Genomic DNA, 14,690 nt, shown 5'->3' with positions numbered 1-14,690 from the left:
AAAGGATCCGCACCGTGCTCTCCCTCTTCCTCTCCGCCGCCGGTCAGGTGGCGATCGTCGCCGTGCTCCTCGGAGCAGGCCTGCCCGTGCTCTTCGCCGTCGGCGTCCGCTCCTTCGCCGTCGCCGCCGGTGCTCCCGCCTCGGGCGGGTCCGACGCCCCCGCGGTCCGGAGCGGTCTGCCCGCCCCGGTGCTGCGCGGGATCGGCGTGCTCTGCTTCGCCCTCGTCGTCGGCTCCGTGGTGATCGGCCTGAGCGTCATCATCGCGACGGGTCTCGGCCAGTCGGTGAGCTTCGAGCACGTCATCCCGACCTTCGTGCCCAAGGGCTGAGCATGGCCTCGACCGATCCGATCGCGGCGCGGGAGGGGATCGTCGCCCGCGTGGTCGGCTGGCTGCGCGCGGGCTACCCGTCGGGCGTGCCGGAGCAGGACTACCTGCCGCTGCTGGGCCTGCTGCGCCGCAGCCTCACGACGGACGAGGTCGAGCAGGTCGTCGCGCGGCTCCTGTCGGAGTCGGAGCGGGCCGAGACGGTCGTCTCACGGGCCGTGGTCCGCGAGCGGATCGAGCAGCTGCTGCTCGGACCGGCGATGCCCGAGGACGTCGCCCGCGTCTCCTCGCGGCTCGCGAGCGCGGGCTGGCCGCTGGCGGGCCCGGAGTCGCTGGCCGAGCCGGACACTCGCGAGGGCCTGGTCGCGCGCATCGTCCGCTGGCTGCGCGCCGGCTATCCGGCCGGGCTGCCCGAGCAGGACTTCGTGCCGCTGCTGGCGCTCCTCCGCCGCCGTCTTACCGACGAGGAGGTGGCCGAGGTGGCCGCCGGTCTCGCCGCCGACGCGCCCGCCTCCCGCGCGGACGTCGGCACAGCGATCGCCGGAGTGACCTCGGAGCTGCCCTCGGAGGAGGACATCGAGCGCGTGCGCCGGTCGCTGGCCGCGCTGGGCTGGCCGGAGGAGTTCGCGAGCTGAGGCGCCGCGCCCTCGGCGGTCCAGCCGTCGAAGGGTGACCCCGCCGGGACCAGGACGCGGACGCTGCAGCGGTCGGGGCCCGCCGTGAGCGGGCGGGACGAGCGCTGGAGCGTGTCCTCGGGCGGGCGACAGGCGGCCGCCCGGTCGGCAGGGGAGTCGCGGGGTCACGACGCGCGCCGTCCGCCGTCCTAGGTTCGGCCCGGGTCCGGATCGGCTGCGCAGCCGGCTGCCGGACCGCAGCCCGACCGGAAGGACAGCCCCATGACCGCACCCACCATCGTCCTCGTCCACGGAGCGTTCGCCGACGCCGCGAGCTTCGCCCCGGTCACGCGGATCCTGCTCGACGCCGGCCACGCCGTGCGCGTCCCGGCCGTGCCGAACCGCAGCCTGCTGGGCGATGCGGAGTACCTCCGCTCCTTCGTGGAGCAGCTCGACGGGCCGGTCCTGCTGGCGGGCCACTCCTACGGCGGCGCCGTGATCACGGTGGCGGGCGCCGCCGAGAACGTGGTCGGCCTCGTCTACCTCGCGGCCTACGCGCTCGAGGAGGGGGAGAGCCTCGGGCAGCTGCAGGGCGCCTTCCCCGACTCCGACCTCCCGGCGAACCTCGTCTACACACCGTTCCCGATCGACGGAGCGGAGCCGGGCACGGACGTGTCGGTCGCGGTGTCGGCGTTCCCGGAGGTGTTCGCGGCCGGGATCGATCCGGCCGAGGCGGCCGTGCTCGCGGTCGGCCAGCGCCCGCTCGCCGCTCTGGCCTTCGGTGAGGCCGCTCCCGTCGCCGCCTGGCGGACCCGGCCGAGCTGGGGCGTCGTCGCGGCCGCGGACCGGACGATCAACCCGGACGTCGAGCGGTTCGGCTACCGGCGGGCGGGCGTGCGCTCGGTCGTCGAGCTCGACGCGCCGCACCTGGTGATGCGCTCGCACCCGGAGGAGGTCGCGCGGGTCATCGCCGACGCTGCGGCGGAGCTGAGCTGACCGCGGAGTCGCCTGACCGCGGAGGGGTGCGCCGAGTGCCGGTGCGCTCCTCCGCACCCCGCCGTGCACCGCCCCCACCCGGAAGCACGCCCCGCCGATCTAGGTACTCCCGCCGCGGATCTAGGTCGGCGTCGCGTGGAGTCGGGCCCGCCGTCTCCCTAGCCTCGAAGGGAGAGAAGGGCGGGATCGTGGACACGGACACCGCACGGCTCGGCGCCTACCTCCGGGGGCACCGCGACCGGTTGCGCCCCGACGAGGTCGGCCTGGGCGCCGACGGCAGGCGCCGCGTCAGCGGGCTGCGCCGCCAGGAGGTCGCCGTGCTCGCGGGGATCAGCCCGGACTACTACCTGCGGCTCGAGCAGGGCAAGGACCGCCGCCCCTCGGCGCAGGTCCTGGACGCTCTGGCCCGGGCGTTCCGTCTCGACGCGGACGGGCGGGACTACCTCTTCCGGCTCGGCGGGCACGCCGCGCCGCGCCGCTCGCCGGGCTGGGCGCAGGCCGGGCCGACTCCGGCGCAGGTCGGCAGCCTGACGAGCATGGTCTCGTCCTGGACCACGACGCCCGCCTACGTGGTCGACCGCTACCTGGACCTCGTCGCCGTGAACGAGCTCGGCCGCCTGTTCCTCCCCCTGGCCTGCGAGCAGGGGACCAACATGATCGAGGCCGTCGTCGACGCCGCGGCGCTCGAGACCGACGCCGAGCGGCACGAAGACTGGGACCGCACGATCGCCGTGATGACCGCCGCCCTCCGCTTCCACTCCGACCCGGCGGACCCGCGCCTGCGGGTCCTGGTCGCCTCGCTCGGAGGCCGCTCGCGGGTCTTCCGCCGCGTCTGGGCGAGCCAGGAGGCGTATCCGCTCCGCGAGGGCTCGTCGCCGGTGCGCGTCGACCCCTTCGGCTTCATCGCCTTCCGCTGGCAGACCCTGGAGGTGCACGGAGGCGACCACTTCCTGACCTCCTTCTTCGGCGCCCCCGGCAGCGCCGCGGCCGCCGCGATCGATTTCATCCGGGCCCGTCACCGGGTCGAGGAGTGTCTGCGCGAGGGTGCGATACTCGACGCGTGAAGCGGGACGCGCTCGTCGTCGGTCGGGGATCGGAGCTCGCGCGGCTCCGTCTGATGGTCGAGGGCATCGCCGCCCACGGGTCGGCGCTCGTCATCGACGGGGACGCCGGGGTCGGCAAGACCACCCTGGTCGAGGAGGTCGTCGCCCACGCCCGCGCACGCGACGTGCGGGTGCTGCGGACCGCGGGCTCCGCAGCGGAGTCGGGCGACCAGTACGCGGCGCTGCAGCTCCTCCTGCACCCGCTCCGCCCGGGCCTCGACGGCCTGCCCCTGCCGCAGCGGGACGCGCTCCGCGTGGCCTTCCACCTGGCGGACGGAGTGCAGCCGACGCCGCTCCTGGCCGGCCTCTCGGCCCTGACCCTCCTGAGCGACGCCGCCGCCGATCGGCCCCTGCTGGTCGTCGTGGAGGACCTGCACCGGATCGACCCGGAGTCGGCGTGGGCGCTGCGGATGCTCGCCCGGCGCATCGGCGAGGACCGCGTCGTCGTCGTGATGACCACGAGGGACCGGCCCGAGGAGGACTCCGGCCTCGAGCACCTCCACCTCGGGCCGCTGTCGGCCGCCGACTCGGCCGCTCTCCTCGACACGCTCCCGCATCCTCCTCGCGGCGCCGCCCGGCGCGCTCTGCTCGACCTCGCCCGCGGGAATCCGCTCGCCCTGGTGGAGCTGACCGGACGCGACCCGTCCGCCGACGAGGCGGAGGACCGCGCGGTGACCGGACGCCTCGAATCGGCCTTCGCCGAGCGCTTCGCGGAGCTCGACCAGCCCTCGCGGCTCGCCGTGCTGGCCGTGGCGCTGGGCGACGTCGCGACGGCGGAGGAGGCGAGCCGGCTGGCGAACCTGGCGATCGGCCGCCACCCCGACCCCTCCTGGATCGACAGGGCCGTCGCCGCGTCGCTGCTCAGCTGGACGCCGGGGAGCGGACTCCGCTTCCGGCACCCTCTCGTGCAGTCCGCGGTGACGAGCGTGAGCCGCCCCTCCGAGCGCGCGGCCGTGCTCCGCACGCTCGTCCAGGAGCACCGCGACGACCCGAGCCGGACGCTCTGGTGGCGGTCGGAGCTCGCGACCGGCTCTGACGGGCCGGTCGGCGAGGAGCTCGCCGGTCTCGCGGCGTCCGGCCTCGCGACGGGCGACGTCGTCCTGGCGGCTCAGGCGATGGAGCGGGCGGCGGAGCTGACCCCCGCGGGTCCGCTGCGCGTCTCGCGCCTGATCGACGCGGCCGAGTACTCCGGGCTCGCCGGCCGGACCGCGGAGGCGGCGCTGCTCGTGCACCGCGCGGCGGGCGAGACCGTCGATCCGGTGCTCACCGCCCGCGCCGCCTGGACGCGCGAGACGCTGCCGACCGGGCGCACGGCCCTCTCGCGGGGCGACCTCTCGCCCGCGCTCGCCGCAGTGACGGCGCTGCAGAGCCACGGAGCCGTCGACGCCGCGACCGCCGCGCTCCTGCACCTCGCCGCCATCGCCTGGGACCACAACCGCGAGGCGTCGCCCGGCGAGCCGATGATCCAGGCGGTGCGCGCGCTCGCCCTCGACGACTCCGACCCGCGCGCCGTCCTGCTCGCGGCAGTCACCGAGCCGATCGCCCGCGGCGACGAGGTCGTCCGCCGGGCGCTCGCGGCGGCCGGCGGGTCGAGCGGTCCGGAGGAGGCGTGGTGGCTCGGCTACGCGCTGAACACGGCGGGCGAGGTCGAGGTCGCCCGGGAGCTCCTGGAGGAGGCGATCACGGGGCTCCGCGCGCGCGGCGACATCCGGATCCTCCCGCAGGCGCTCCTCGCCGCCTCGATGACCACGTCGCTCGCCGGCCGCTTCTCGCGCGCCCGCTCCTTCGCCGAGGAGGCGCTCGTCCTCGGGAGCGACCTGGGGGACGTCGGCTTCGAGACCGCGTCCCGGGCCTGCCTGGCCTGGTTCGACGCGATGGAGGGCGTCGCGCCCGATCCCGAGGCGATCAGCGCGGGCAGCGCGATCGGCGCGGCCGTCCTCTGCTCGAGCGTGATGCGGGCGACGCTCCGCGGATCGCGAGCGGCGGTGGCGGTCCTCGAGTCGCGACCGGGCGACGCCGTGCCGGAGCTCCTGCCCCTCCTCGACACGGACGACGACTCCCTGAACCCCGGCTTCGCGATCCTGACCACGCCCGATCTCGTCGACGCGGCTCTCGCGATCGGGGACGTCGGAGTCGTGCGCCTGCACGCCGCGAGGCTGGAATCGCTCTTCGAGCGCTGGCACCAGCCGATGATCGAGGCGGCCCTCCGGTACGCGCAGATCGCCGTGGCGCTCGCCGACGGAGCGCCGGACGCCGCGGCCGGGCTGCTCCGCCGGACTCCGCCGCCGCTCCCGTACGTGCGGGCGCGGGCGCTGCTGCTCGTGGGCGACGGGCTGCGCCGGGCCGGTCAGGCGGCGGAGGCGCGGCCCCTCCTCCGCGAGTCGCTGGCGATGCTCGAGGAGCTGCCGATCCACGCCTGGGCCGATCGGGCCCGTGACGCGCTCCGGGCCGCTGGAGGGAGGATCGCGGACGCGCCGTCGCCGGCCGCTGCCACGCTGACCCCGCAGGAGCTGCGCATCTGCGCTCTCGCGAGCACGGGGCTGTCGAACCGCGCGATCGCGCAGAACCTGTTCCTCTCGCCGCGCACGGTCGGCGCGCACCTGTACGCGGCGTACCGCAAGCTCGGGATCGGCGGGCGGGGCGAGCTCGCCGCGGTGCTCGGGAGGGACGCGGGCGCCGACGCCTGAGGCCGGACTCCGCTCGCAGGGGCACCCGGCCCCCGTTCGAGCGCAGACGCGCAGGCGCGCCCCGGAACGGCCGGGACGCGCCTGCGAGCGTGCCGCGCTACTCCTGGATGAAGGCCAGCAGGTCGGGGTTGATGACGTCGGCGTGGACGGTCAGCATGCCGTGCGGGTAGCCCTCGTAGATCTTGAGCGTCGAGTTCTGCAGCAGCTCGTGCTGCTTGAGCGCGGCGTCCTTGTAGGGGACGACCTGGTCGTCGTCGCCCTGGGTGACGAGGACGGGGACGGTGATCGCCTTCAGGTCCTCGGTCTGGTCCGTCTCCGAGAAGGCCTTGATGCCCTCGTAGTGCGCGAGCGCGGATCCGGTCATGCCCTGGCGCCACCAGTTGTCGACCACGGGCTGCGAGAGCTCGACACCCTCGCGGTTGAAGCCGTAGAAGGGCCCGGAGGCCACGGCCTGGTAGAACTCGGCGCGGTTCGCCGCGAGAGCGTCGCGGAAGCCGTCGAACACCGAGATCGGCGTGCCCTCGGGGTTAGCCTCGGTCTGCACCATCAGCGGCGGGACCGACGAGACGAGGACGGCCTTGGCCACGCGGCCCTGGGGCTCGCCGTACTTCGCGACGTAGCGCGCGACCTGGCCGCCTCCGGTGGAGTGGCCGATGTGGATCGCGTTCCGCAGGTCGAGGTGCTCGACGACCGCGTTCACGTCGCTGGCGTAGTGGTCCATGTCGTGTCCGGTGCCGACCTGGGTCGAGCGTCCGTGCCCGCGGCGGTCGGTCGCGATGACGCGGTAGCCGTGCGCGTGGAAGAACAGCATCTGCGCGTCCCAGTCGTCGGACGACAGCGGCCAGCCGTGGTGGAAGACGATGGGCTGCGCGTCGGTGCTGCCCCAGTCCTTGTAGTAGATCTCGACGTCGTCGTCCGTGGTCACAAACGGCATCTTCGAACCTCCGTGCTCGTGTCGATCCCGAGCCCGGCCCGGGTCGTGTCCAAGGTGGTGCCTCCCCGGATGAGGGTGGGGAGCGGCTCCACGATAGGGGCGTGGGAGCGCTCCCTGAAGGGCGCGGGCAGATGTTCCGACGATCGTCCAGACCTGGTCGCCCGGGCGGTGCCGGGGCCGCCGGCCGCGCTCGCCGAGTGGGGTCGGATGACTCGTGACCGGCACCGCGGACGCTGACAGGATCGCGGCGGACGCGCCCTCCCGCGGCGCGCGGATCGGAGGTCGCGATGCCCACGACGACGCCCACGACGACGGCCCTGTCGACGCCCCTGCCGACGACGCCCCGGCCGGCGGTGCTCCGGTGACCGTCGAGGACCGTGTCCCCATCGAGCCGCAGGCGGTCGTCGCTCCGCTCAGCAGGTCCGCCGTCTTCGTCTCGCTCGACATCGTCAGCGGGCAGGACGCCGCGGACCGCGTGCGGGACGTCGTCGCCGACGTGGGCGGGATCCTCCGCGCGGTCGGCTTCCGCGACCTGGGCCTGCGCCTCTCGTGCCTGGTCGGGATCGGGAGCGACGCGTGGGACCGCTTCGGCGGGGAGGGGCGCCCCGCGCAGCTGCACCCGTTCCGGGAGGTGGTCGGCGCGGCGCACACGGCCGTCTCGACGCAGACCGACCTCCTGTTCCACATCCGGGCGGAGCGCGACGACGCCTGCTTCGAGTTCGAGCGACTCCTGCTCGACGCGCTCGGCGAGGACGTCGTCGTCCGCGACGAGGTGGTCGGCTTCCGCTACTTCGACAACCGCGACCTGCTGGGATTCGTCGACGGCACCGAGAACCCGACCGGGGAGGCGCTGCCCCGCGTCGCGCTGATCGGCGCGGAGGACGCGGCGTTCGCGGGCGGCAGCTACCTGGTCGTGCAGAAGTACCTGCACGACCTGACGGCCTGGCACGCGCTCACCACCGAGCAGCAGGAGCGGGTCATCGGCCGGAGCAAGGCCGACAACGTCGAGCGCGAGGACGATCCGGCGCAGCTCTCGCACAAGGGGCTCGCGACCGTGGTCGACGCCGGCGGGACCGAGCACGACATCCTCCGCGACAACATGCCCTTCGGCCGGCCCGGCAGGGGCGAGTTCGGCACGTACTTCCTCGGCCTGGCCGCCGACCTGTCGGTGATCGAGACGATGCTGACGCGGATGTTCGTCGGCGTGCCCGCGGGCCGGCACGACCGCCTCCTCGACTTCTCGACCGCGACGACCGGCGGGGTCTACTTCGTGCCCTCGCGGGACGTGCTCGAGGGCCTGGGCGGCTGAGCGCGGCCGGTCGTCGGGGCGCGGATCGAGTCGGATGACCGTGGTGCGGCCCGGGCCGGAGCGGTGGGATCGGAGCAGCGCAGGCGCGCAGGACGATCAGCAGGGAGAACGCCGTGGAACCCGACGACAGCACCGCTCCGCACCACGAGACCCCCGGTTTCGGAGACCCGGACCTCCCCCAGGAGGGGATCGTGAACACCGAGGGCGATCCCTCGGCGAACACGATGACCGGCCCGCAGAACCGCGTCCTGGAGGGACTGTTCCCGAACCAGATCGCCGCGCCCGCGACGGACATCAGCACGCAGCCGTTCTTCTGGTCCTCCTTCAACATCTCGCCGCGGCGGGTGCAGCGGGGAGGCTGGGCGCGCGAGCTCACGCAGGCCGACTTCGCGATCTCGAACGAGATCGCGGGCGTGAACATGTACCTCGAGGCAGGCGGGATCCGCGAGCTGCACTGGCACCAGAGCGCCGAGTGGGCGCTGATGACCAAGGGGAACTGCCGCATCACCACGCTCAGCCGCACCGGCCGGCCCAGCGTCGACGACGTGCAGGAGGGGGACCTCTGGTACTTCCCGCCCGGCCTGCCGCACTCCCTGCAGGGCCTCGGCCCGGACGGGGCGGAGTTCGTGCTCGCGTTCGACGACGGCGAGCAGTCCGAGAGCAACACGCTCCTGCTCACCGACTGGTTCGCGCACACGCCGCCGGACGTGCTGGCGAAGAACTTCGGCGTCGCGCAGGAGGTCTTCCGCGACATCCCGCTGCACGACCTCTGGATCTTCCCGGGCGACGTGCCCGGCGACCTCCAGGCCGACCGGGCCGCGGCCGGGGTGCAGGACGGCGACGAGGCGGTGATCTTCCGGCTCTCCCGCTCCGAGCCCGTGTACCAGAACAGCGGCGGCCGGATCCAGATCGCCGACAGCACGAACTTCCCGGCCTCGCGCACGGTCTCGGCCGCGCTGACGACCGTCGAGCCCGGCTCGATGCGCGAGCTGCACTGGCACCCCAACGCCGACGAGTGGCAGTACTACCTCCGCGGATCCGCTCGGATGACCGTCTTCAACACAGGCCCGCACGCCAACACGACCGACTTCCACGCCGGAGACGTGGGCGTCGTGCGCCGCAACTTCGGCCACTACGTGGAGAACACCGGCGACGACACGCTGGTCTACATCGAGACCTTCAAGAGCTCCCGCTACGAGGAGGTGTCGCTCGCCCAGTGGCTGAGCCACCTGCCGCCGTCGCTGGTCGCGCAGCACCTGAACATCCCGGAGGAGGTGCTGGCGACCTTCCCGCCCGGGACGCAGGGGATCACTCCGCTGCGCTGAGGGAGGGACGCGCGGAGGGGACGGGGACATGGCGGAGGATCACGAGGCGGCGCTCCTGCCGTGGGCGGGGAGGGCGGCGGTGCTGCTGGACCGGCACCTGCGCGTGCTGAGCGCGACTCCGCTCGCGCGGGCGCTCTCGCCCGCCTTCGCCCCGGGAGTGAGCATCGCCCGCTTCACCTTCCTGGACTCGTCCGAGGTCGAGGACCTGCCCTGCTGGGGCTCCGCCGCCGACCAGGTCGCGGCGATGCTCCGCGACTCGCTCGAGCGGCACCGGGGGGACCGGGAGTTCCTGACGGTCGTCGGGGAGCTCTCGGCGAGGAGCCCGCGGTTCGCGGACTCGTGGGCGGCCGGAGCGGAGGCCGACGCACGCGGGTCGGTCGTGTTCCTCGACACCGCGGTCGGCTCCGTTCCGATGGACTACCGGCTGGTCCGGGACGGCGCGCGCCTCCTGCTCCTGTTCGAGGCGGGTGACGCGGCGGGTCGCGAGGCGCTCGCCCGGCTCGCCGCCACGCGTCAGGCGCCGGCCGGGGCGGCCACCGCGGTGCCCGCCTCCGGAGCGTGCCGCAGCGAGGCGAGGACGTCGACGGCCGCGGCCGCCGGAGTCCCCGCTGCCGCGAGGTAGGTCACGACGTACCGGCCCGGAGCGCCGGCGAGCTCCAGGGTCTGCATCTCGAGGTCGAGCCAGCCGAACGGCTCGACGTGGACGCGGATCCACCGGTGGGTGAAGGGGCGGACCTGGTACTCGGCCCAGATCGACCGGAACAGCGGATTCTCGACCGAGCACTCGCCGACGATCTCGTGCAGCCGCGGATCGTCGGGGTCGCTGTAGAACCGCAGCGCGGCGATCAGCTCGCGGAAGACCTGGCCCCACGCCCGCAGCTGGTCCGGCGGGTCGCCGTTCGCCACGGCGCGCGCGTAGCCGCGGGAGGTGGAGAGCAGCATGTTGGCGCCGGGCACGCCCTTGTCGGGGGCGAGACGGCTCATCAGGTCGTTCGCGCCGAGGACGTCGAGGTTGCGGTCGAACGCGTACGCCGGGGTCCTCGGCCAGTGGGCGAGCAGCGACTCCACGCCCTGGCCCTGCGGAGGAGAGTCGGGATCGCGCGGGCCGGGGCGCAGCCGGGCCAGCCGGAAGAGGTAGGCGCGCTCGAACTCGTCGAAGGCGAGCGCCTCGGCGAGGGCGTTCAGCACCTGGTCGGAGGGGGCGACGGCGTGCCCCTGCTCGGCGCGGAGGTAGTAGTCGCGGCTGATCCGGGCGCGGTCGGCGACCTCCTCGCGGCGCAGGCCCGGCACCCGCCGCCGGGTGCCCGCGGTCGGCACGCCGACCTGCTCCGGCCGCAGCGCCGCCCGGCGAGCGCGGAGGAACTCCGCGAGGGGGCTGCGAGAGCTCATCGTGCGACTCCATCGGATCACCCGCCGGGTCGAGCGGCGGTCGTGCGGGGGTGGGGCCGTACCGGTCGTCCGGTGGGACACAGAGTACCGTCGGGCGCTCGCGGGGCCCACTGCCCTCCTGTGCCTCCTGCCCGGCGCCGACCGGGAGACGGGCGCTCGGGACGGTTCGACAGAGGGTGCGCTCCGGAGGGTTCCGACAGAGGGAGGAGAGCGCGGCCGCGCCCGGCGGTCAGCATGGGGTCCTCGGAACCCGTCCCTCAGGAGTCGCGATGACGATCAGTGCACTCTCCTCGCCGCCCGCGCACCCGAGCGCCCCCGAGGACGTGGTGGTGCGGATGCTGAGCTCGGCGTCGCCCGCGCGGGAGCGGCTCCTGGTGGTCGAGGGCGGGATCGGCTCGGGCCGGACGCACATGCTGCGCTCCGCCGCGGCCACCGCTCGCGCCGCCGGCTGCGAGGTCGTGGAGGTGCGGCCGGACCGGGGCGACGCCGTGATCGGCGCGTCCTCGCTCGCACTGTTCGCCACGCTGATCGGCCGTCTGCAGCGGGTGCGCGACTCCTCCGCCTCACCCTGCGACCCCGGCTTCCTGATCGTCGTCGACGACTGGGAGCGGTTCGACGTCGCCGCCCGCGAGACCCTCCAGGCCCTGGTGACCCGGCTGGTCGACGAGGTCGGCGCCGCCTGCCTCCTCGCCACCGGCGACCGGCGCGTCCTCGCCGGCTGGGAGGGCCTCCGGCACCGTCGCACCGAGCCCCTCGACGCGGAGGCGGCCTGCGGCTTCCTGCGCGCCCACGGCGGCCGGCGGTCGCTCGCCGTCGAGGCGCGCCTGCTGCGGGTCGCGGAGGGGAATCCGCTGCTCCTCGACGTCCTCGGGCGGGCCTGGGCCGACGAGGACGCTCCCTCGCCCTTACCGGTCTACCCGCGGCTCGAGCAGGCCGAGACCCGGGTGCTCGACCTGCTGGCTCCGCTGTCGGAGGAGTGCCGGGAGGCGCTCCTGGTCGCCGCGGTGGCGGGCGCCGAGTTCCCGGAGAGCATCGGGTCGGCCCCCGGAGACGGGGACCGCGCCCTGGTGCAGGCGGGGATCCTGACGGCGGGCGGCCGTGCGTTCCGCGACCCGGTGGTCCGCGCGGTGGTGCTCTCGACGGCGTCGCCCCGAGCGCTGCGGGCGGCACGGAGGCGGCTCGCCGAGCGCCCGGAGTCGGCCCCGCACCTCCGCCTGCTGCTCGCGGCGGACGACGCCGCCGGGCCGGAGGAGCGGGCGCGGCTGCTGAGGGACGCGGCGGAGGAGCGACTCCGCGCGGGTCGGCCGCAGGAGGCGCTGCTCCTCCTCGCCGAGGCGCGGTCGAGTGCGCGCGGTGCTGCTCTGCGGGACGAGCTCGAGACGCGCGCGGCTGCCGTCGCGGCCTTCACCGGCGACGCGGCGGCCCTCGAGCGGGTGGTCGAGCGCTCGCGGGAGGACGGCGGGGTTCCCGGGGCCGGCGTCGAGGCGGCGCGGCTGGCCGATGCGCTGCTCCGCACGGGGGACGTGGGCGGGGTCCGCCGCGCGGCCCTCCGGGGGCTCGGCGCTCGGGTGGGGCGTGGGGGCTCGCGAGTCGGTGGTGCCTCGCTCGCCGGCGGTGCCTCTCCTGTCGGTGGTGCCTCTCCTGTCGGCGGTGCCTCTCCAGTCGGCGGTGTCGCTCCCGCCGAGACCGACGCCTCCCGCGACGACGCCGGCAGCCTCTCCGCCGACCGCATCGCCCCTCACGCCGCCGCCGACCTGCTGACGACCGCCCTCCACCTCGCCTGCATGCTCCGCGGCGATCCCGCGTGGCGGCAGGAGGCGCTCGCCGTCGGCGAGGAGCACCCCCTCGATCCCGTCCTGCGCCTCGTGGAGGCCTGCGTGCAGCCGGTCCCGGACGAGGAGTGGGAGCGCCGCCTGCTGCTCGCCGAGGACTCCGCGGTCACGGGCGACCCGTGGAAGACGGTCGCGCTGCACCTCGCCTGGTCGCTGCTCGAGGTCTCGGACGAGCGCCGCGACCGCCTCGCCGCGCTCCTCGACGGCGGGGAGGAGGCGGACGGCCTGCCCGGCGCCCTCGCCCTCCTCCGCCGCGGCACCAGCGCCCTCGACCGCGGTCGCCTCGACGACGCCTCGGCCGACCTCGACCGCGCCGCCGCCCGCGCCGACGACCTGCCCGCCGTGCGCGAGCTGATCGACGCGACTCGCGCCCGGGTCCACGCCGTGCAGGGCGACCGTGCACGCACCCTCGAGTGCGCCGAGCGCGCGACGGCCTGGGCGCTGCGGCACGGAGCGGCGTCGGTCGCGCGCACCGCCGATCACGCCCTGTGCTCGCTCGACCTCGGCGGAGGCCGCTTCGAGGAGGCGCACGCCCGCTCCTCCTCCCGCGCCGGCGGCGATCCGCTGGAGCTCCTCGACGCAGCCGAGGCCGCCTCGCGCCTCCGCCTGCCCGAGCACTGCGCCGAGCTGGCGGCGGCCGCGGCGGACCTCGCCGCTCGGCCCCTCGCTCCCCGCGGGCGGATGCTCGCCCTCGCGGCGACCGCGGTCCTCGATCAGACCGGCGGCGCGGGCGCCCTCTTCGAGCGCTCCCTCGACCCGGCCTCCGAGGAGTGGCCGTTCGAGCGGGCGCGCGTCCAGCTCTGCCACGGCGAGTGGCTGCGCCGCCGGATGCGCCCGCTGGAGGCGCGCACCCGGTTCCGCCAGGCCGCTGCGGGGTTCGCCGCGGTGGGAGCCGAGCTCTGGCTCGCCCGCGCCCAGCACGAGCTGCGGGCGGCGGGCGGAGCGGGGGAGGCGCCGGTCGCCGCCGACCTCAGCGAGCAGGAGCGGCGCGTGGTCTCCCTGGCCGCTGCCGGCCTGTCGAACAAGCAGATCGCCCAGCAGCTCTTCGTCTCGCCCCGCACCGTCAGCGGGCACCTGTACCGGATCTTCCCCAAGCTCGGGGTGACCTCGCGGGCCGGGCTCCGCGACGCGCTCCTCAGCCTCGAGGACGCCCGGAGCGCGTGACGGAGCCGCAGGATCGAGTCATCCGACCTGGTGCCTGCCGCCACGGGAGGCGCATGCTGAGCGCATGACGTCGCAGCAGATGATCGACCCCTCCGTCCCGCCGAGCGGCCCCGGCTGCGTCGAGTGCGAGCAGTCCGGCTCGTGGTGGCTGCACCTGCGCCGCTGCGCGCTCTGCGGGCACATCGGCTGCTGCGACGACTCGCTGAACCGCCACGCGACGGCCCACTACCACTCGACGGGCCACGCAGTCATCCGCAGCTTCGAGCCCGGCGAGGACTGGTTCTGGGACTACCGGACCGACGACTACGCCGACGGCCCCGCCCTGGCCGACCCGCAGAGCCACCCGGCGAGCCAGACCACCCCGGGGCCGAAGGACCGCGTGCCGCGCGACTGGCAGTACCTCCTCGCCGAGCGGGCCGAGCGCGCCGAGCGCGGCTGAGCCGCGCGCCTCTCGACAGCGCAGGACTTTCGCGAGAGTCCAGGAGTTGTCGCACTCGGCATCGACTGCGACAACTCCTGGACAGTCGCCGGCCGCCGGCTCCCTGCGCACGTCCGCAGGCGGCGTGCAGACAGAAGTCGCCGTGCTCGCGACCGACCACGGCGACTTCTGGATGGTCGCGGCGGCCCGCCGACGAGCGATCGCCACGAGAGTCCAGGAGTTGTCGCACTGGGCGTCGAGTGCGACAACTCTCGAGCAGTCGCGGCCGTCGGAGCCGCCGACACCCAACGCTTGTCCACAGCCGGCGAGTAGCCAGGAGTTGTCGCACTTACGACCGACTACGGCGACTTCTGGATGTTCGCGGCGGCCCGCCGACGAGCGATCGCCACGAGAGTCCAGGAGTTGTCGCACTGGGCGTCGAGTGCGACAACTCTCGAGCAGTCGCGGGAGCAGGTCGAAACCAGCTGACCAGCCGGCGGCCGACGCCGCGCCTGATCGGCGTTCGTCAGCTCCGGACCCCGCCGGCTGGTCAGCTGGTTTCGACCTGCTCCCGCGACTGCTCGAGAGTTGTC

At 74.9% G+C, this 14,690-nt stretch carries 12 protein-coding genes; 10 read left to right on the top strand and 2 right to left on the bottom strand.

The features are described from left to right. The first annotated feature begins 14 nt into the window (after positions 1–14). From C5C44_RS03810 to C5C44_RS03790, 5 genes are all read left to right on the top strand, one after another. Positions 15–329 (top strand): hypothetical protein, encoded by a 315-nt coding sequence (locus tag C5C44_RS03810; protein WP_104248160.1) that lies wholly within the window; start codon positions 15–17, stop codon positions 327–329. 2 nt (positions 330–331) lie between these two features. After that, a complete protein-coding gene (locus tag C5C44_RS03805) occupies positions 332–961 on the top strand; it encodes a DUF3349 domain-containing protein (protein WP_104335344.1) in 630 nt (209 codons plus the stop codon). Positions 962–1,222: 261 nt separating this feature from the next. Then, on the top strand, positions 1,223–1,936 hold the full coding sequence (locus C5C44_RS03800) for an alpha/beta fold hydrolase (RefSeq protein ID WP_104275760.1): 714 nt from the start codon (positions 1,223–1,225) through the stop codon (positions 1,934–1,936). A 188-nt stretch (positions 1,937–2,124) separates the two neighbouring features. Further along, positions 2,125–3,000 carry a helix-turn-helix domain-containing protein gene (locus C5C44_RS03795; RefSeq protein ID WP_104224008.1) on the top strand — a complete coding sequence of 292 codons (876 nt, stop codon included), beginning with the start codon at positions 2,125–2,127 and terminating at the stop codon, positions 2,998–3,000. Beyond that, positions 2,997–5,726: an AAA family ATPase gene (locus C5C44_RS03790; protein WP_104335343.1), complete on the top strand. Its 2,730-nt coding sequence runs from the start codon at positions 2,997–2,999 to the stop codon at positions 5,724–5,726. Before C5C44_RS03795 ends, C5C44_RS03790 begins: the two co-directional genes overlap by 4 nt. A 97-nt stretch (positions 5,727–5,823) precedes the next feature. On the opposite strand, the gene C5C44_RS03785 is transcribed toward C5C44_RS03790, so the two are convergent. Next, positions 5,824–6,660, bottom strand: a complete 837-nt coding sequence (locus C5C44_RS03785; RefSeq protein WP_104224006.1) for an alpha/beta fold hydrolase — start codon at positions 6,658–6,660, stop codon at positions 5,824–5,826. 214 nt (positions 6,661–6,874) lie between these two features. Between C5C44_RS03785 and C5C44_RS03780 the strand changes: the two genes are divergently transcribed. From C5C44_RS03780 to C5C44_RS16650, 3 genes are all read left to right on the top strand, one after another. Beyond that, complete coding sequence (locus tag C5C44_RS03780; protein ID WP_308471036.1) at positions 6,875–7,969, top strand: Dyp-type peroxidase; 1,095 nt, start codon at positions 6,875–6,877, stop codon at positions 7,967–7,969. A 113-nt stretch (positions 7,970–8,082) separates the two neighbouring features. Further along, positions 8,083–9,294, top strand: coding sequence for a cupin domain-containing protein (locus tag C5C44_RS03775; RefSeq protein WP_244229514.1), 1,212 nt, complete (start codon positions 8,083–8,085; stop codon positions 9,292–9,294). A 28-nt stretch (positions 9,295–9,322) separates the two neighbouring features. Continuing rightward, a complete protein-coding gene (locus tag C5C44_RS16650) occupies positions 9,323–9,916 on the top strand; it encodes a hypothetical protein (protein WP_146084295.1) in 594 nt (197 codons plus the stop codon). Here the strand turns inward: C5C44_RS16650 and C5C44_RS03765 are convergent. After that, complete coding sequence (locus C5C44_RS03765; protein WP_104335342.1) at positions 9,808–10,683, bottom strand: helix-turn-helix transcriptional regulator; 876 nt, start codon at positions 10,681–10,683, stop codon at positions 9,808–9,810. The two genes, C5C44_RS16650 and C5C44_RS03765, sit on opposite strands and share 109 nt — an antisense overlap. Positions 10,684–10,952: 269 nt before the next feature. Between C5C44_RS03765 and C5C44_RS03760 the strand changes: the two genes are divergently transcribed. Further along, on the top strand, positions 10,953–13,679 hold the full coding sequence (locus C5C44_RS03760) for a LuxR C-terminal-related transcriptional regulator (protein ID WP_104335341.1): 2,727 nt from the start codon (positions 10,953–10,955) through the stop codon (positions 13,677–13,679). Positions 13,680–13,743: 64 nt separating this feature from the next. After that, the gene (locus C5C44_RS03755; protein WP_104224775.1) at positions 13,744–14,118 is read left to right on the top strand and encodes a UBP-type zinc finger domain-containing protein; all 375 of its coding nucleotides are present in this window, start codon (positions 13,744–13,746) and stop codon (positions 14,116–14,118) included. The last annotated feature ends 572 nt before the right edge of the window (positions 14,119–14,690 follow it).

Source organism: Rathayibacter sp. AY1F6, from assembly GCF_002932035.1.
Taxonomy (GTDB): domain Bacteria; phylum Actinomycetota; class Actinomycetes; order Actinomycetales; family Microbacteriaceae; genus Rathayibacter.
Note: the sequence above shows the minus strand (reverse complement) of the source record. Positions and strands in the feature narration are given on the sequence as shown.

Coding starts and splice junctions, on each gene's coding strand:
- C5C44_RS03805 (WP_104335344.1), top strand. CDS start 332: ATGGCCTCGACCGATCCGATCGCGGCGCGGGAGGGGATCGTCGCCCGC.
- C5C44_RS03785 (WP_104224006.1), bottom strand. CDS start 6,660: ATGCCGTTTGTGACCACGGACGACGACGTCGAGATCTACTACAAGGAC.
- C5C44_RS03760 (WP_104335341.1), top strand. CDS start 10,953: ATGACGATCAGTGCACTCTCCTCGCCGCCCGCGCACCCGAGCGCCCCC.
- C5C44_RS03800 (WP_104275760.1), top strand. CDS start 1,223: ATGACCGCACCCACCATCGTCCTCGTCCACGGAGCGTTCGCCGACGCC.
- C5C44_RS03765 (WP_104335342.1), bottom strand. CDS start 10,683: ATGAGCTCTCGCAGCCCCCTCGCGGAGTTCCTCCGCGCTCGCCGGGCG.
- C5C44_RS03755 (WP_104224775.1), top strand. CDS start 13,744: ATGACGTCGCAGCAGATGATCGACCCCTCCGTCCCGCCGAGCGGCCCC.
- C5C44_RS16650 (WP_146084295.1), top strand. CDS start 9,323: ATGGCGGAGGATCACGAGGCGGCGCTCCTGCCGTGGGCGGGGAGGGCG.